This window comes from Paenibacillus sp. GbtcB18 (assembly GCF_019091125.1).
GTDB lineage: Bacteria > Bacillota > Bacilli > Paenibacillales > NBRC-103111 > Paenibacillus_F > Paenibacillus_F chitinolyticus.
In genome coordinates, this window is sequence record NZ_JAGXJX010000005.1 from 389244 (window position 1) to 408880 (window position 19637).

A 19637-nucleotide genomic window follows, 5' to 3' on the forward strand; every position below is an offset into this window, starting at 1 on the left:
AACATATGTTCGCTGTATAATATACGAATAAACGTTCCTGTTTCGGGAAGGTGCCAATATGAGCGAACGATCAATTATGGATGTAGAAGAAGAGACACGGCTGGTCAAGGACTTTACGCTTTATCCGATCTTACTTGATATGCTGGCCCGAGATGCAGATGACTTGAACGTGTACTCGGACAAAATTGTTTATCATCACATACTGCTTTATTTGAAGGATATTGAAAACTTAATACACGCTGAAATACATACCCTCCGCCTTACGATGAAGAAGCGGGATATAAAGATCTTGAATACGAATCGAACTGTGACCGGAGTGGAAGTGGATTACTTAGTCCGTGGATACGTAAGACACTTTAATATGCTTCGATCACTGATTAAAGCCGATTTATTAACTTTATTGATGAGCTTAAGGGGGAAAGTCTAATGGATAAAAAAGTCGACCGCATTATTTTTCTTGCAGACTGTCAATCCTTTTATGCTTCCGTCGAAAAAGCTGATAATCCAGGCTGCCGAAATAAACCGGTGGCTGTTGCTGGTGATCCATCCAGGAGATCCGGAATCATTCTCGCCGCTTGTCCAATTGCTAAAAGCTACGGAGTGACCACTGCTGAAACGTTAGGGGATGCTCTTAAAAAATGCCCTGAACTGGTTATTATGAGACCGCGAATGCAACATTATATCGATGTCTCGCTCATGATTACAGAAATTTATAAGGAATACACGGATTTAGTTGAGATCTTTTCTATTGATGAGCAATTTTTAGATGTTACCGGGAGCATCTCAATTTTTGGCGATCCAATAAACATTGCTCAATCCATACAGCATAAAGTGCTTCAGCAGACTGGAGTATGGATACGAATAGGAATAAGCTCAAATAAGATGCTCGCCAAAATAGCGACGGATATCTGGGCAAAGAAAAATAAAAGCGGGATTTTCACGCTGCGTAAGGATGAGGTAGAATCTTTGCTTTGGCCGCAACCGGTGCAAAAGATGTTCGGTGTTGGTTCCCGAATGAATGCTCATTTCAATCGTATGGGTATGAATACGATTGGCGATATTGCCAGGACCCCATTACCAAAACTCAAAGATCGGTTTCGTGCCAGATTCGGCAAGCAGAGCGACATCCAAGCGGAAGTGATGTGGCGCACGGCAAATGGGTTGGATGATTCCCCTGTCACACCAGGTACACTATATGCCGCTCCTAAATCGATCGGTCATATGATGACCTTACCGAGAGACTATATCCGGAAAGAAGAAGTTGAAAATATCCTACTTGAGATGACGGAAGAAGTATGCCGCGATAGCCGGCGAAAAGGGTATATGGGAAAGGTTGTATCGGTGAGCTGCATGTGTAGCCCGTATGAGGCGCCTACGGGCTTTTCCAGGCAGATGAAAATGAATGATCCCTCGAATAACACCAATCTTGTTTTCGAAGCCGTAAAGACCCTTTTTTATCGCCACTGGGACCGGATGCCTGTAAGGAGAATAGGAGTAATGTTAAGCGGGATGGTGGAGGACAACGGGTACCAGTTAACTTTATTTGATGATCAGGTGAGAGCTCGTGCGTTAGATCGAGCTACCGATGCTATTAAAGATCGATTTGGCAGCGCGGCCATCATTCGAGCTTCTTCTCTTAACTCCGGTCAAGCACTTGAGCGAGCACAAAAAATCGGGGGGCACTATAAGTGAGTAAAAAGCTAACTGGTAATGGATTATGGGAGTCAAGCCGGATGTTACTGCCGCAGCACAAAGAACAGTCCCTTCTTAAGGAGCGGGAAATGCCCAGGCAATCTGTTATGCCACCATCAGCGAAAGAAATTGAAATGATCCGGGAGAGTGTAGTTCTTCCAATGGTGCTTGAGATCGTACTTAAGAAGGTCAAAGAAGTGGAGAAATCCGATCAGACACTGAAACATCTTTATTCGGCAGCTGCTAAAGTTCTGGCCAAACACATACGCCAAGATATTCAGCATTGCCGCAGGTCGCTTATGGATCATCAAATCCGCATTCAGGGTTGTATCAAGGAACACAGCGAAATCGTGTATACCTATAGCTGTAAAGGAGCGGAGGGACGAATGACCATCACAAGGGATTATCTGCGCGAAGACATAGGATTCAAAATTGGAAAGTATGCAAAATCTCTAATAGCCATTATTCAACAAGAGGGAAAACAGCGCGGCAACTGAGATTTCAGCAAAAAACACTCAGTCAGCCTTATTTTGTCTGGATAATATAGGAAAGTGATTGTAAAATGAAGTATGGAGCTTGTGGAAATTGGCCCTTGGGTACAGTAGCCGCTTTCAAGGATGGTCGGCTTCAAAAGCGATTTGTGAAATAAATAAACCGCAACCTGTGGCGAGGACGGTTTATTTTTGTTTATGTAAAGGGATATACTCGAATATCAAAATATGAATCTTAAAATATTGAAAAGAGGAGTTAAATTTGCCAAACTGCGACTGGAATAGACCCTGCGACTGCCGTGATTGCCGAGAAATAATTGAGACTCATGTTTGTCCTAGTTGTCAGTTTCCAAACAAAGTGAGTGTTATACGTAATGCATACTGGGAAGAGGATAAGAAACATGGAGGTGGTTATTACCTTTTTGTAAATCCTAAAACACCAGTGAAGGATCTTATCTGTTATGAATGTGGGGACCCTATGAAAGAAGTAGGGTACTACACATCGATACATGAAGATTTCTGTAAAAATCAGAAAGAACGTGCCAAGTTAATTAAGGACGAGAGATATTGTGTAAACTGCGACAAGCTTGAGGAGCTTGATTTCGATTTTTATGGCCGGGTAAAGCTTACTCTGTATAACCAGCTTAACCTATGCCGATCTTGCCTAATTGATGCTGTAAAAGTAGAAAATCCGGATCCCTCAAATGCAACTAACAAATTTAAATTTGATCCGAGTAAACTAATATGGGCTTTATATCGGGTTAAGGTGACATGTACAACTTGTGAAAGTGCTTATTGGGTAAATAGTGATGAGCAAAGTTGGCGGAAGCAGTGCAAAAAGTGTTATGGCAGTAAGAGAGGAAAGAAAACGGAATCAAGTTTTCCTTGAATTCTTGGTACCTGAAACATAACTAAGTGTACTCTTTGTAGTTCGGTCCAACTGGCTCTAGCAATAAAAGAGTGCTTTTATTGCTAGATGGCGCATGGTAAGGTCTGTATGTAGCTCACAAAATAATATATGGTAACTTAATAGTAGTCATGTAGTTATAATTAGTGAAGTTTTTGGAGTATTGAACGGTATAAAATTTAAAATCTAATTTATCCTTTGATATTGGGAATAAGAATATAATGTTTTAAAGCCCGCAGTTGCGGCCTTTTTTGTTTTACCGATATACGTTCTTGTCATTTGCCTATTGAGGAAAAGTACATAAATTGGTCTCCGTATAGAATACAACCAATTTTAAAAACTGAATCAAATTACACCTTTTCCCACCAGTGATATTATAGTAAAAAATTTGATATCAAAATACTTCGTAATGGGAGGTAACCATGAAACAAAATGAATTATCATTATCACAGGAATGGTTATTAGAATTAGGACTTATAAAAGACAATGATAACTTCGTTCACTTGTCACGGCATATTTCGGTATTACATACATGTGATGTCATTATAGATACCCTTCAACAAAAAAAATTAAATCCCTTCAGACTAGGAAGTTTAAAAGTGATAAGTGCCTTTTATTTCGCTCATACTTATCATCAGGCATTGTCGATATACCACTTATCTAAATTGGGGTTAGGTGCGAGTGGACTAGTGTTAGTCCGGTCTATTATTGAATCATTAATTAATTTATCTTATTTATGGCAATGTAAGAGTATTAATAATACAGAAGAGGAACGTAAAGCATGGATGGATTATATGCATGTTTCAAGGCATAAAATGGAAAATGCTTGGGATAATATGCAAAAGCATAGGAGAAGTAAGCAACTAGATTTGGGTAGCCCAGAATACCTTTTTAGTGAGAAAGTATCTAGTAATTTATCAAACGAGTATAAACAATTTAAGTTGAAATACAAAAGAGAAAGCTGGGCTATTTTTTCAAAGATTGAACAACGAGCGCGGAAAGTAGATGATCTAAATGTAATGTCAGGAATAATCCTTGAAGAGGTCTATCACAGCTGTTATAGATGGACAAGTGAGTTTGTGCATGGTGTAAGTGGTAGTTCTAATTCTTATTTTAAAGAAGTTGAACAAGGATTAATAATTGATTTTGGAGCGAATTTTCGTGATGTAGATATAGTTTTGCCAATGGCTTCAAGAATGTTGATACATATGGCTTCAATAATTAACCATTTATATTATTTAAATATTGATTTGTCCAAGCAATTTGAAAAGTCGGGCATTCATTTAAATAATTAGGGGGCCAAAACATAAGGAATTCATCATAAATTCCCTTGTGTTTAAATTGTGTAAAATTTTCGATGGGGTGTATATATGAACGATATTACAAGTAAACAACTCAGCAATCCTTATTCAACCGGAGGTGGCGGAATTCATTTTGAGAATAGAGTTCAAGCTTCTTTTGTTGTTTTGATGTTAACAGGCGGATTCGCACCTTGTTTACCAACATGGCCGATAAACGAAATTAAATTTCAAGGAAAATATGACGGATTCGATGTAGATGATCTAATACTATTTGCAAAACAGCTTAATGGTGATAAACAAGCGAAGCTTTTAGGACAAATTAAACATTCTGTTAAAGTTATTAAAGGTAATAGTATATTTGGGGAGGTTATAAAGGCTGCGTGGAACGATTTTACAAACGAAAAGTTATTTATTGAAGGTTTAGATGCTATAGCATTAATTACAGGGCCTCTTAGTGCAAAAGATACTATACATGTTCGTGCTTTATTGGAACAGGCAAAAGAAGCAAGGGACACAGACGACTTCTTCAAGAGGATAAATCTAGCAAAATTTACTAGTAATGAGCAAAGGGAAAAGTTAGATGTATTTAGAACGCATCTAAAAGCAGCAAATCATAGTAAAGAGCTTACTGACGAGCAACTATGGCGATTTTTGAAAAGTTTTAATTTATTGATTTACGATTTAGATATTAAAGGCGTTACACTGTCTTTACTTCATACTCTTATTGGACAGTATTCCCAAGATAGAGTCAAGGATTTATGGGCTCTGATATTAGAATCGATTAGTTGGAAATCAGCTTCAGCTGGTCTAATAAACCTTGAGAGCATTGATGAAGATATTCGTTTGGCTTTTCAAAAGCCTATTATAAATATGATACCAGAAGATTTTGAGAAAACTACTCTACAAGTCGTAGAACAACAATTTGATATTCGAGCACACGCTTCTGTTTTTGTACTAGCAAACTTTCTGGGTTCTTGGAATGAACAGTTTGAAGGTGACAGAGAATTAATTTCAAATTTTGTAGGAGAAGATTACTTTGTTTGGATTTCAGAATTACGGAAAACAATTCATTATCCATCTTGTCCTATTTCCCTAAAAGATGGTGTGTGGAGGGTTAATAACCGGGATGAGTTTTGGGAGGAACTGGCTCCGTATATACACGATGATGTACTAGACAAATTTCAGCATTGTGCTGAGGTAATTCTTACAGAACGTGATCCTAAATTTGAGCTATTAGCAGAAGAAAGATTCGCAGCTAGTCTTCATGGGAAGAATATGAAGTACTCACAGACCTTAAGAAAAGGCATTGCTGAAAGCTTGGCTCTACTTGGCAGTCGTTCGGATAATTTTACTAGCTGCTCATTTCAATACTCTGAAAGAATTGTTGTAACGATAGTTAACAAAGTCTTTGCCAATGCAGACTGGGTTCTATGGGCAAGCTTGAATAGTCTTCTTCCATATATAGCTGAAGCAGCCCCTGAAACGTTTTTAAAAAAAATTGAAGGTACATTAACAAAACCTAAATGTCCTTTTGATGAATTGTTTATTCAGGAACGCAGTGGGCTTACAGGAGAAAACTATCTTACTGGGCTACTTTGGGCATTGGAGACACTTGCTTGGGAAGAAAGATTTTTAGTTAACACCACTGTAATTCTTGGTGAATTGGCGGAACGCGACCCTGGGGGTAATTCAGCTAATAGACCATCGAGATCATTGGTAACAATTTTTCTTCCATGGTTTCCGCAGACGGTAGCTTCGATAGTAAAAAGAAAAGTAGCAATTGAAACACTAACAAATGAATACCCCGAAGTTGGTTGGGGGCTCATATTGAATTTGTTACCAAACAGACAACAAACCTCTTCTGGATCTCGTATACCTAAATGGCGTAAATTACCTTTAGAATGGAACAGGAAAGTATCACAAGACGAATATTGGGATCAAGTTTCGAATTACGCTGATTTAGCAGTTCAAATAGTTAAACATGATTTCAATAAACTTACTGAACTTGTTACTTTTTTAGATCATCTACCACAAAAATCTAACGAGGAACTTTTGGAATATTTATCTTCAGAACTAATTATAAATATGCCAGAAGACGAGCGTGTCTATCTTTGGACAAATTTATATAAACTCATTTTAAAGCACAAGAAATTTTCTGAAGCTAAATGGGCACTTAATTCTGTAATGATCAATAAAATTGAAGAGGTTACTAAAGCATTAGCACCTAAAGATCCGATCAATTTAAATCGCCCATTGTTTGGAAACCGTGAATCTGATCTTTACGAGGAATTTGGTAACATACAGGGACAATGGCAACAACTTAATGAGCGGCGTAAAGTAGCTATTGAACAAATCTACAATTATGGTGGGACAAATGCTGTTTTTCGTTTTGTGGACGAAGTTGAATCTCCCCGTAGTGTTGGAAATTCTTTAGGTTCTAGTAGCATAATAAATATGGACTCGGATATACTTCCAAAATTCCTGGATCTGAATGATAATAAATACTCACAATTTACATTTGCTTTTATTTTAGGACGTTATAATAGTCAGGGATGGAAATGGGTCGACCAGATAAAAATGTTTGGCTGGACAAAGGCTCAGATGACAAAATTCTTTTCAAGCCTCCCATTTTCTGAAGAAACATGGGAAAGAGTAGATCAACAACTTGGAGATCTGAAGGCAGATTACTGGAGTATTGTCATTGTAAACCCATATCAAGTTAATTCTGAGGCCGGACTTAAAGATGCAATAGACCAGTTATTAGAATATGGTAGGCCGGTAGCTGCTATAAAATGTCTGAATAAAATGCTACACGATTCGCAACATTTGGATAGTGCTCGAACGATTAGGGCTCTGTTAGCAATAGACTCATCCAATGAACAATATTTTAATGAGGCACTCGAAATCGTAGAATTAATTAAATCACTACAAGAGAACCCTGATACGTTTAAAGATGATCTATTCCAAATCGAATGGATGTATCTTACAATTTTAAATGAGAGCTATGCTGCGTCACCAAAGTTACTGGAGCAAAAACTTGCTTGTGATCCGGATTTTTTTTGTCAGGTAATTCGATTGGTCTATCGGTCTAGTAGAGACAGCATGGATACTGAAACTACAGAGTCTCAAAAAGTGCTTGCCGAAAATGCATTTCAATTGCTCAGCACATGGAGAAATCCCCCTGGACTTAGGTTAGATGGCAGACTATCAGGTGAGGATTTTAGGAAATGGCTATTGGAAATTAAATCAATATGTAAAGAAACGGGGCATCTCGAAGTGGCACTTCAACATGTAGGGAAGGTTCTGGTATATTGCCCAGCTGATTCTAGTGGCCTATGGATTGATAAAAACGCGGCTAAAGCTCTTAATGCAAGAGATGCTGAAGAGATGCGTGTGGGTTTCAGAATTGAGTTATTTAATTCTAGAGGAGTACATTGGGTAGATCATACTGGATCAGAAGAACGAGAATTAGCGGAAAAGTACAGAAAGCAAGCTGAGGCCATAGAAAATGCTGGATATCATCGATTTGCTGCGACAATAAGGGAATTATCGGGCTCTTACGAACGTGAGGCTAAACAAGTACTCGTAGAACGCAGAGATATGTGATTACTTGTGTAGGCATTTATGATTGTAAGGCCAGGGCCCCTTACCAAGATTTCATGAGAACATGGAAGATCACATTCCCCATGGTTAAAGCAAGAAATGGTCCGAATTATATATTGAAATTGGCCAGAATCTATAGAGTAATTCCGTTTTAAATGATATCAAGGTTCATCAGTTTGTAAGTACAGTGTATGCTGGAGTAGCTGATTCTCGCTTGATAGATGGCTACTAGGACGGCTCATTTGGCCCCTTCAATCCTGGAAGACAGTGTATTGCTCATTGTTAGTTGTGCCGAACAGATTTCTTCAACAAAAGAGTGGTACTATTAGAACAGTAAAATATGGTCGGGGGAAAATATGAACTCGGAAATAGCTATTATAGTGGCTGTTATTGCTCTATGTGGTGTAATTATTACTGTTATTTTTAACATTTCAAACACAAGAAAGCAACTGTTTATCAATACAGTAACATCTTCCCGTATAAAATGGATGGGAGAACTGAAAGAGCTTGTTACAGAGTTTGTTACACTAGTTTCTTTTCATGATTTTAAAAATGTGGAGGTAGGGGAACATAGAGCAAGGCATCTTGATAAGGTTATCTCAACCAAGATTAGAATAAAGCTTCAACTCAACTATCGAGGAACAAAAGATAAGGAAATCATTAATGTAATTGAGCGATTACAAGTTAATTATTTCGATTTATACAGCAAATTTACTTTAATTGAGAAAACGTCTGAAGAGCGAGAAATAAGTTTTTTAGGGTCCAATCAGAAGATGATGCTGAAAGAACTTGAAAGCAGAGTTCATGAGCTAGATGGAAAAAGCGGTAAAGAATTAGATGATGCCATTAAAGAATTAAGCATCGATGTATACAATAAACAAGTTAAAACTTTGAATAAAGAGTTTTTAAAAAACCTAACGAACACAAAAATAGATATCATAAATGATACTGAGAAGCTAGTCATTCTAACCCAGGAATATTTAAAAGAAGAGTGGAACAGGGTAAAAGCGGAAGCGGATAATGGCAATCTATCGAGACATTTTTGGAAGGAGGCAGACTATTGAACGCAGAACGATTAACGTAAATAAGTCGCATCATTTCGGCTTTTTTAGTTTTGATGTCGGATGACATGAACATATATGCTTAAAAGTCGCGTAACAGCGGCTTTTTTTGTTTTAACGATATAAGTTCTTGGCACAAGTCAGTGACAAGAACTTATATCGTTTGCCGTATTGGGACAAGAACATATATCGTTTCCCGTAATTGAGGATCTTTCTCAAGACGCAAAGAGAACGATGTGAGATAAGCGTAGACAACGCGACGTTCTGGCAGTAACGCAGGTGACTGAAACGTCTTTATAAATGTGGTATATTTGATGTAGTGATACTTTCAAAGTTGAGATGCTTATGAATCCTACTTTTAATACCTATATCCAATCGCTTGCCGGACGGGACGTGACCGTAATAGGGGCCGGCGTCAGCAACTCACCGCTGATCCGCATGCTGTGCTCAGCCGGGGCGCGCGTAATCGTACGCGACCGTAATCCAATTCTGCCAAGGAACTTATAATTTTGATATCTGAAAAAGATATATATAATGTATGACACTATTGCTGCCGTCTCTATAATCGCAGCTTTTGGAATTCCAGGAGAAACCGTGATTAACAACGTATTTCATATAAATAGAGGCTATGACTCTTTCCTCGAGAAGCTAAGAAGTCTTAATGCCAGTGAAAGAAATTTAAAACTGGAGGGAAAATACTTGGGGGGTCAAAACATAAAGCGAAAGGTCTCGGCGTTTATTATTAGAGAAACTGCGAACGGAAAATATCAGGTATTAGTCCATAAGTGTTTAAATGATGCAATTCAGTTTTTCAGAGTTCCGGGCGGAGGGGTTGACCAACAAGAGGAAGCGACAGCAGCAGCCAGGAGAGAAATCAAGGAAGAGGCAGGCTTGGAAAACGTTAAATATATAAGTTCATTGGGTTCAACGATATATTATAAAGAATTTATTCAGTCTTACATTCAAAGGTACGATTTGTTGTTCTTAGTTGACGGCCATACTCCCGACAATTGGGAACATTGCGTCACTGGAAATGGGGATGATAAGGGCGAGATTTATAGCTACGAGTGGATTGATATTCAGCAATTACATGTACTTGACCCAGAATTAACCACTCATATTGATGTAATCAAATCACAATATGCATGAAACAAATCTGTTAGAAGATGCGGATGCAATCCATTTCGCTAGTTTAGGATGCCCCGGTACAGGATGTTCTTGTAAATAAAGTCCCTTCGAGCTATCCGTTCCGACCTAGTTGGCGATGTTTTACCTCCGTCATTGGCAAAACTGTATAGCCAGTATACACGTCTCAGAATGAATCAGCCCGGGCTTAAGGGCTGGAGAGATAACGAATTTATGGAAAGATTATGTTGGGCAACCAACTAAGCCTAGAAAACTGCCAACGTTGACGCAAAAAGAAATTTCAGAAAGAAATTACATGAACAAATTGCAACTTGTTCAAACGATTCATGAGCTTCAGTTTAGGGAGCGTTTAGCATCCATAGGTATTCAAATTATTGATAAAAAATAAATCTAACAAAACTCCTGCTATCTTTATAGCAGGAGTTTTTTATGGCTACTGTGGTTTGCACATAATGACGGAACCACGATCACTTGTGATCTAAAGGCTTAACTCAAGAGGTGAGAAGTAGGGCAGTAATAGTGTCCTTGATTGGCGATTGCGTAGAAGGGGAGCGAGAATGAACCTTATTGTTAGGGAAATAGAATATTATAAAAAACAAATTTCCCTCGTGCAAACGTATGAGGATGCTGTCACGCTACTTGCTAGCATAAAATCAGTACGAAAAAAGGAGACCATAAAGGTATACACCTATGTGTGCCTTTATGGTCTCCTTTTTTTTGTACCAAAAAGGGAGAAATTCAAATGGGAGAGCTGGTTATTAACCATGCGATCTTTGATTTATATAAAAATTAATTGAATTGCATCACTATAATCTTAATGTCATTTATAGTAAGCTTGTTTAAACAGTAATATAAATACAATTTTTATAAAATTTAATTTAGGTTCTATTATTGACTATTTGAGGAAAATGAAACCTTGGTTCGCTTTGTTTTAGGGATGTATTTCCTTGAATTTCTACCGGTTTTAGAACCACATTAAATTTTGGTGAATAAAGCAATCTAAATATATTGTTTTTTTGTAAGGCAGTCCAAACGCTCTCTCCGTTCCATATTATGTTGAGAGAATACCGCTGTCGAAATAGGATGCGATCAAGAATGACCTACATCATTTTATGGGGGTTGTCATTTTAATGTCTGTCGAAAAAATTGTAAGAGAAACTGTATTAAAAAACATAAGCGAGAAGTTGGAGATCGGTGAGGTGGAATTAGATCAGAACCTTTTTGAAATGGGACTAAGCTCAATGGGATTTATAAAAAGTATGGTTGCATTGGAATCGTTCTACGATATTGAGCTTGAAGAATTGTTACCAGAAGAATGCAGTACATTACGAAAAATTATTAGTATGGTTAACACTGCTTTAGAAAGTAGAGATGATAATGCATGATAGAGCTTCAACTAACTGATTATGTTTCCTTCTTCACAGAGAATGAATGGCTGAACAAATGGTACACTGTCTTCTATATTGCAATTTTTTTGGGCGTGGGGGCGATCATATCCTTCATTTATCAATGGAACACAGGCAGGCGGCAAGTTGCCATTACAATTAGTCGTCGAAAATTATACATTGTTTTAGCAGTTGGGACGGTATTGACCATCTTACTATTAGGGCAGCATATACTTGCTGCAACGATTTCCCCCCAGCTTCCTGTCTCCAGCTTTGCTATCATTTTAACACCCATCATCTTAAGTTCCAACTACTTCCTTTATTGGGTGTTTCCTAAAAAAAAGAAAAATTCATACTTTATATTAGTTATATTAAGCTTGATTTCCGCATTTGGTAATGCATTGGCGATTTATTCGATCAGCTCGGTTTTGAAAAGTGTAATAAGTGTTAATATGTTTCATTTCATCCTATTTAATCTTCTTATTGCATGTATTGTTATTTGTCAAAAGATTGTAAGAACCAGACTTATCAATCTGACAAGCCAGACGGTATATGAGAAACGTGTTGAATTGATCAAAATATTGACGGGTACGACCTATCAGAAATTTGAGTTAATGAACAAAGGGAAAATCATGGCCCTCTTAAATCATGATGCCAATGTTGTAAGCAGTGTCTCCAATATGATTGTTTCTTTTGTGACCAATGTATTAACTATGTTGTTTTGTTTTGTTTATTTGAGCCTGGTAAGCTTTTACGGATTTTTATTCGCATTTGTACTGGTTGTTTTCACAGGATGTATCTTTTATTTTGCCGGTCAGCGGGCGAATAAAGGCTGGATGAAAAACAGAGAAACACAGGACCTGTTCTATCAAATGATCAACAGCATGATCAACGGCTATAAGGAAATGTATATAAATGCAAATAGAAGAGAGAGCTTCAAAAAACATATCGTTGAAGTTTGCGAACAATATAAACAGACGTATCTGGAAGGCGACATGAAGTTTACAAATGTCATCATTATCGGACAATTGCTGTTCATATTCGTTATCGGTCTTGTCGCTTTCGGTTTTCCGGTTATGTTCCCTAATTTAGGAAGGGAATATTTGATCGATTATGTGTTTGTGTTTCTATATATGGCCGGTCCATTGAACGGGATTTTCACGGCAATTCCCTCGTTCATCTCCTTTCGTATAAGCTGGAAGCAAATTCAAAACACAATCGAGGAATATACAGTAGCCCCGTCACCCCCCATTAGCGACAGTCAAGTAACGATTACAGATTCCCCCAGCGTAGTCATTGAACTAAAGGATGTTTTTTATACATATAAAGGGGAGAGAGATGAGACGTTTACGGTAGGACCTGTAAGCGCTGTCTTCTCAAGCGGTGAAATCGTATTCATTACAGGTGGCAATGGCAGCGGCAAATCCACTTTAGCTAAATTAATTACGGGCTTGTACCATCCCAATCAAGGTGAAATCTTGTTCAACGGCCGACAATTGCTGGTTCGGGAACAAGTAGAGCATTTCTCGGTGATCTTCAGCGACTATTATTTAATGGATCGATTGTACGGAATTGATTGCGAAGAAAGAGAAGAAGAAATTGCTGAATATATACGGTTGCTGCGAATGGAGCACAAAGTTTCCGTGAGCAATGGGACATTTGTGAATAAGGAACTGTCCACTGGCCAAAAGAAGAGGCTAGCATTCATAATCGCACTTCTGGAGGATAGGCCGATTGTCATGCTGGACGAATGGGCGGCGGATCAAGATCCTGAATTTAGAACCTATTTCTACGAAGAGTTGCTCCCGTATCTGAGAGACAGAAATAAATGCGTCATCGCTATAACGCACGATGATCGTTATTTTCACTACGCAGATCGCGTCATCAAAATGGAAAGCGGGATGATCGTAAGCGAATCAGCCGAAATGTCCAAAATTTTGGAAGAGGTGCAATGATGGAGAATAATTTATTTGTAACTCAACTGGGTAGTCAACAAACGGATATCAATCAGATTACGAATGATCTGGAGTACTCGTTGAGAAGCTCCTTTTACAGCGGTGTAGAGAGTAAACTTGTAAATTTTTTGGGTTTTGAAACCGGCAAGAAAGTTTTAGACGTAGGATGTGGAACCGGTTTTCTTTGTCAATTTATCGTATCGAAATTTGGATATTTGGATTTAGATATCACCGGGATGGATCTTCAAGATGAACTGCTGGAACAGGCGGTACGAAGTGCAGAAAGCGAGAAGCTGCCGGTTCGATATATAAAGGGCGATGCGCACCAAATACCGTTCCCTGACGAATCGTTCGATTATCTGGTATCACATACGCTAATTAAATGGGTGCAAAATCCTGATAAAGTGCTCCAGGAAATGCATCGGGTGCTTAAGCCCGGCGGACGAATCTATATTGCGGAGAGAATCTTGCCTCCTGTAAGTCTGATTCAGGACCGGTTCGATAAATTCGCATACGCTTGGATCGAGAAATCGATCCGTCATATTCCGCACCCGAACATCTCGATGGAACTCCCGAACCGTTTAAATCATCTGGGATTTTCTGAAGTCGATTGTATCGCTTTCTCAGTTCCGGCGTTGCTTACGAACAAGCAGGACAAACTAAAAAATTTTGATTTAGAGCAGCCGGTAAAGGAAACAGATAAGGTTCGGATTCTTGTGCACCAGATTCTTTGGTCTGCTGGAACAAGAACAAAGATCGGAGGAAAACAATCCGTCTATGACAAACGCTGCGATATCCTTTAAGAATTATGCAGATTTGCTCAGGACAAGAGCGCAGATTCATCCTGATCGAATCGCCTATCGTTTTTTAAATACGGTTGGTGTCGAAGAGTCAAGTATTACATATGCGCAATTGGATAGACAGGCAGATATGGTGTCCGCAAGACTGCGCCAAAGGTTGCAAATAGGCGATAGGGCTCTTTTGCTATATCCCCAAGGCATCGATTTTCTAGTCGCGTTCATGGGATGTTTGTATGCCGGTGTCATAGCGGTTACCGTCTATCCGCCCAAACCGAACCGGACTTTACTGCGTCTGAAAACCATTGTGAACGATAGTCATTCCACACTGGCACTAACCACCTCCGATTTATTTGCGAAGCTTCATAATTCGGAATACTGCGCCGAGCTAGGTATCTCTCATTGGCTAATGACCGATGAAGCGGACGTCTCTGGCACGGTGATGAATAGTGTCGATATTACTGAGAATCATATCGCGCTTCTTCAATATACATCCGGCTCTACATCGGCGCCGAAGGGCGTAATAGTTACGCATGGCAATTTGCTAGCCAATCAAGAAATGATCAAGCAGGCTTACCGTCATACAGAGAAGTCGAATTATGTAAGCTGGCTGCCTTTGTTCCATGATATGGGACTGATCGGGAATACGCTTCAATCATTGTATCTGGGCAGTACTTGTGTACTTATGGCGCCAAGCACCTTTATCCACCGTCCGGTTCTATGGCTGAAAGCGATCTCCGAATACCGCGCGCATACGAGCGGCGGGCCAAATTTCGCCTTTGATTTATGCAATCAGTTCATTACTCCCGAGGATTGTGAAGAACTCGATTTGAGCGAATGGAAGGTGGCTTTTAATGGAGCCGAGCCTGTACGCTACGAAGTTCTTGAGAAATTCAATGCAAATTTTTCCAAATACGGTTTCCGCAGAGAGACATTTTGCCCGTGTTACGGTCTTGCCGAGACGACCTTATTCGTAAGCGGCGGCATATCGCCAACTGCCGAGAAGGAGCTCCACGTGGAGAAAGAGGCGTTGAAGGACGGGTGGGCGGTCCCCAGGCATGAGCCGGGCGCAGATACCCGAACAATCGTTGGCTGCGGTGTTTCCTGGGGATATCAGGATATTCAGATTGTTGATCATGAAACGCTTTACGCCTGCCCGCCTGGGAAAGTCGGGGAAATATGGATTAAAGGTCCCCATGTAGCCCAAGGGTACTGGCAGAAGGAAGAAGCGACGCAATTGACGTTTAATGTAGAACTGGAGGGCAAGGAAGGCGGGTATTTACGCACCGGAGACTTAGGTTTTATGAAGGACGGCCAATTGTTTGTTACAGGCAGAATGAAGGATCTGCTCATTATAAGAGGACGAAACTACTATCCACAGGATATCGAGTACACCGCGGAGGCATGCCATGTTGCTCTGCGGGCGTCTTCGAACGCCGTGTTTACGGTCGAGCACGATGGTGAAGAACGTGTCGTTATCGTTCAGGAAGTAGAGAGACAGTATCGCAACAAGCCTATGGATGAAGTCATATTAGCGATTCGGCGGGCCGTTATGGAGCATCATGAATTAGAAATTTACGCGCTCGTCTTTATAAATCCAGGTAGCATTGCGAAAACTTCGAGCGGAAAGATTAAACGGCAGTCATCCAAAATGTCATTTCTGGATCGATCCCTTGCTCTCGTTCATGAATGGCGGGCTGACACGGAGACGGCTCATCATGCTGGCAATGACAGGGAGGAATCCGGTGAGTCGTGGTTGTCAAAGCAGATTCAACAAATCACGGGAGTGGGCCGGGCAGACATTAATCCAGATGAGCCTATTTACTTATATGGCCTAGATTCAATGAAAGCGATTAATCTGATGCATCGGCTGGAGAGCCATGCCGGCATTCACATCTCCATGGCCCGCATTCTGGAGGATGTCACTTATAGACAGCTTGTGGAGGAGCTTGATCGTGCCGGAAAGCATCCAGCAGAGCTTCCCTTGAATACGAGTAACGGGAATAAGTCGGCGGATCCTGTCGTTCATCCGCTTTCGCATGGTCAACGCTCGTTGTTTTTCCTCCATAAATTGGCGCCGAGCAGCACAGCGTATCAGATTTCCAAAGCGCTGCTGATCAAGAATGAGCTTGACGTCGATAAGCTGCGGAATTCGTTCGCGGCTCTCCTGGACAAGCATACAGTCTTGCGTTCCACCTATGCTTTGGTTGACGGAGTCCCCTCTCAGAAGGTAACGGACGCGCCAATTCCTTTTGATGTACAGGACGTGGCCCATTGGAACGATGAAAAATTGCATGAGCGCTTGAAGCAAGATTCAGCGGAACCCTTTGATTTGGAGAAGGGACCCATCATTAAGCTGCGGGTCTATGTAAGAGAAAATAAAGAACCCGTGTTATTGCTTACGGTGCATCATATCGCCGTTGATTTCTGGTCCCTTAGCCTCATGATTGAAGATCTGGGCGCGGGCTACGGCGGCACGCCGACACAACGGGCTGGAGCAAGCGGCAACTTCCTTCGATATACCGAATGGGAAGCTGAGCAGCTTGCCTCCGACCGAGGGACGCAGTTGTGGGACTTCTGGAGCAGCCGGCTTTCGGGAGAGCTCCCCATAGTGGAACTGCCAAGCGATTACAAACGGCCAGTTATTCAGACTTATCGTGGTGATACGCATACGGTAAAATTCACAGACCGCCATGTCATCCAAGCGATGGGCCAGATAATGAAAGACACAGGTACAACACCATATATGTATTTTCTAACTGTGTTCAACCTTCTAATTAATAAATATACCGGATTAACAGATATTCCAGTCGGTTCCCCGACTTCAGGCCGGAGCCGTGCGGCATTCGCAGATATGGTAGGTTATTTTGTTAATACAATTGTCGTCCGTTCCCGGTTTAACACACATGACACATTCCGGGAAGTACTAAAGACCGTCCGGGCAGAAACGCTGAGAGCTTTCAATCATCAAGAATATCCGTTTCCTTTGTTAGTTCAGCGGCTTCAACCGGCACGGGATTTAAGTCGCTCTCCACTATTTCAAGTTATGTTTGTCATGCAAGAATCCAATGTGCTGGATAAACAAGAATTATCTGCGTTGACCCTTGATTTGCCTGGAGTGCAAGTCACAACGGGCGGTCTTGAGCTTGAATCTTATCCGCTAGGACAGCAATTCGCCCAGTTTGATTTATCCGTAACGGTTACGGAAGTTAATGGTGAGTTTGTGCTCTCCTTTGAATACAATACCGACCTGTTCCAACCGGAATCTGTACGCAGGATGGCCGATCATTATACTGAGCTATTCCGGCATGTGACCTTGGTACCCGAACTACCGATTTCTGCAATCAGCGGGTTGACGGAAAATGAACGGCACTTGCTCACCGAATGGAACCGGACAGATATGAAAGAATGGAACGGTGCAACACTGAGTTCAGTAACGTTGACGGATCTATTCCAAGAACAGGTCCGGCGAACTCCGCATGAACCGGCCATTATTTCTCTTGAAGGCACAAGCGAGCAGATGTGGACGTATTACAAGCTCAATGAGCTGTCTGATTATCTGGCCGACCAGTTGCAAGAGATGGGAATTAGAAACGAGAGCACAGTTGGGCTTTACTTCAGCAGATCAGCTGCCTTTGTTGTGAGTGTACTCGCTGTTCTCAAAGCTGGCGCCGTCTATGTGCCGCTAGATCCGCAATATCCGTTGCAGCGAATCGGGAATATGATCCGGGAAACGAAGCTCCAGTGTATCGTGACAACGGCAGCTTTATCGGAACAATTAGCATACTTTAACGCTCTTCCCATGCTACGGCTGGAGGAAGGATGGGAGCAACGGATAGCAACGCCGAAAGGAGGAAGGAGCGGGCAACAGGCGGATAGCCAACATGCCGCTTGTGTCATTTTCACATCGGGATCAAGTGGTATGCCCAAAGGTTCGATGCTCACCTACGGTGGCATTACGAATCTCGTGCTCTCTTTCCTGGATTCCTACAAACCTGGCGTATCCGACCGCATCCTCCCGTTGACGGCTGTCTCTTCCGCGAGTTTTGTCGGGGAATCGCTGCCAACTCTATGTTCGGGAGGAGCGCTTGTCTTGATCGATGAATACATCGCGCTGGACCAGGAACAGCTGCTGTCGATTATTGAGGAACGCCGAATTAGTATCATCAGCACAATCCCTTCGATGATTATGAGGCTGAACAAGAAAATCGAACGTTATCCTCATCTACGGCTTGTCCTGAGCGGTGGTGAGCAGCTATCTCCAAGAGATTTCGATAAAATGTCAGATGTTACGCTAGTCAACGGGTACGGATTAACGGAAACAACCGTATGTTCCACTTTTACGGTCATAGATCGAAAGTTGGCTGATCGCGGACTGATCACAGTCGGCAAGCCGATCATCAACACGCAAATTTATCTGCTGGATGAGAACCTGAATCAGGTGCCAGTCGGTGTAAGCGGAGAAATCTATGTGTCCGGCGACGGTTTGTCAAGAGGATATTTGAACAATCCCGGGCTGACAGCCGCCACCTATCTGCCTAATCCGTTTGAAGGAGCCGGCACACGGATGTTCCGTACTGGAGATAGCGCAAGATGGATGTCGGATGGACAGCTTGAATATATTGCACGGATAGACAGACAGGTCAAAATTCGCGGACATCGGGTGGAAATCGGCGAAATTGAGCGGACCTTTACTCAGTTTGAAGAGATTCAAGAAGCCGTTGTCATTTGTAAATCAGCCTCGACCGGCGAGAATCGGCTTATCGGTTATGTGATGCCAGAGAGCGGACAGCAGTCTTTGTCGAAGAGTGCGTTAATGGCTCAATTGAAGTTGAAGCTGCCTGGATATATGGTTCCACACTCCTTAGTCGTTCTGGACCAAATTCCTCGTCTGGTTAATGGGAAGCCGGATCTGCAAGCACTGGCCGCAATTGTGATCGAGGACAAGGAAGAAACGAATAATTTCGCTGCGCCTAAGAGCGAGATGGAGAGAAAACTCTCTGAGATCTGGTGCGACGTTCTGGAACGCAATCAAGTCGGCATTTACGATAATTTCTTTGACATAGGCGGGCATTCCCTGCTCATGACGCAAATCCAAGTGAAACTGAAGGATCGGTTGTGCCAAGAAATAACGATTGTAGATCTATTCAAATACCCGACGATTCATGCTTTGTCTGAATTTCTAACAAAAGGCCAGGCGAGGGATTCCATCAATTATGATCAATTGCAGCGAAGCGCGGACAAACGGAAAGAGGCTCAGCTAAGAAGAAGGCGTACCTTCCATTGATAGAGTTGCCGT

At 41.2% G+C, this 19637-nt stretch carries 12 protein-coding genes; all 12 read left to right on the forward strand.

Annotated features, from left to right (window positions below; genetic code table 11):
* Positions 1-58: 58 nt before the first annotated feature.
* Complete coding sequence (locus KVT34_RS17730) at positions 59-427, forward strand: YhjD family protein (protein WP_217560136.1); 369 nt, start codon at positions 59-61, stop codon at positions 425-427.
* The gene (locus tag KVT34_RS17735; RefSeq protein ID WP_217560137.1) at positions 427-1692 is read left to right on the forward strand and encodes a DNA polymerase IV; all 1266 of its coding nucleotides are present in this window, start codon (positions 427-429) and stop codon (positions 1690-1692) included. Before KVT34_RS17730 ends, KVT34_RS17735 begins: the two co-directional genes overlap by 1 nt.
* Positions 1689-2189: a YhjD family protein gene (locus KVT34_RS17740; protein WP_217560138.1), complete on the forward strand. Its 501-nt coding sequence runs from the start codon at positions 1689-1691 to the stop codon at positions 2187-2189. Before KVT34_RS17735 ends, KVT34_RS17740 begins: the two co-directional genes overlap by 4 nt.
* Positions 2190-2445: 256 nt before the next feature.
* On the forward strand, positions 2446-3072 hold the full coding sequence (locus KVT34_RS17745; protein ID WP_217560139.1) for a hypothetical protein: 627 nt from the start codon (positions 2446-2448) through the stop codon (positions 3070-3072).
* A 440-nt stretch (positions 3073-3512) separates the two neighbouring features.
* Positions 3513-4385: a DUF5677 domain-containing protein gene (locus tag KVT34_RS17750; protein ID WP_217560140.1), complete on the forward strand. Its 873-nt coding sequence runs from the start codon at positions 3513-3515 to the stop codon at positions 4383-4385.
* 75 nt (positions 4386-4460) lie between these two features.
* Positions 4461-7997 (forward strand): hypothetical protein, encoded by a 3537-nt coding sequence (locus tag KVT34_RS17755; protein ID WP_217560141.1) that lies wholly within the window; start codon positions 4461-4463, stop codon positions 7995-7997.
* Positions 7998-8350: 353 nt separating this feature from the next.
* Positions 8351-9058 carry a hypothetical protein gene (locus KVT34_RS17760; RefSeq protein ID WP_217560143.1) on the forward strand — a complete coding sequence of 236 codons (708 nt, stop codon included), beginning with the start codon at positions 8351-8353 and terminating at the stop codon, positions 9056-9058.
* Between the two features lie 531 nt (positions 9059-9589).
* The gene (locus KVT34_RS17765; protein WP_217560144.1) at positions 9590-10204 is read left to right on the forward strand and encodes an NUDIX domain-containing protein; all 615 of its coding nucleotides are present in this window, start codon (positions 9590-9592) and stop codon (positions 10202-10204) included.
* 1127 nt (positions 10205-11331) lie between these two features.
* Positions 11332-11586 carry an acyl carrier protein gene (locus KVT34_RS17770; RefSeq protein WP_217560145.1) on the forward strand — a complete coding sequence of 85 codons (255 nt, stop codon included), beginning with the start codon at positions 11332-11334 and terminating at the stop codon, positions 11584-11586.
* The gene (locus KVT34_RS17775; RefSeq protein ID WP_217560146.1) at positions 11583-13541 is read left to right on the forward strand and encodes a cyclic peptide export ABC transporter; all 1959 of its coding nucleotides are present in this window, start codon (positions 11583-11585) and stop codon (positions 13539-13541) included. Before KVT34_RS17770 ends, KVT34_RS17775 begins: the two co-directional genes overlap by 4 nt.
* A complete protein-coding gene (locus KVT34_RS17780) occupies positions 13538-14344 on the forward strand; it encodes a class I SAM-dependent methyltransferase (protein WP_217560147.1) in 807 nt (268 codons plus the stop codon). Before KVT34_RS17775 ends, KVT34_RS17780 begins: the two co-directional genes overlap by 4 nt.
* Positions 14319-19625, forward strand: coding sequence for a non-ribosomal peptide synthetase (locus KVT34_RS17785; protein WP_217560148.1), 5307 nt, complete (start codon positions 14319-14321; stop codon positions 19623-19625). Before KVT34_RS17780 ends, KVT34_RS17785 begins: the two co-directional genes overlap by 26 nt.
* Positions 19626-19637 lie beyond the last annotated feature (12 nt).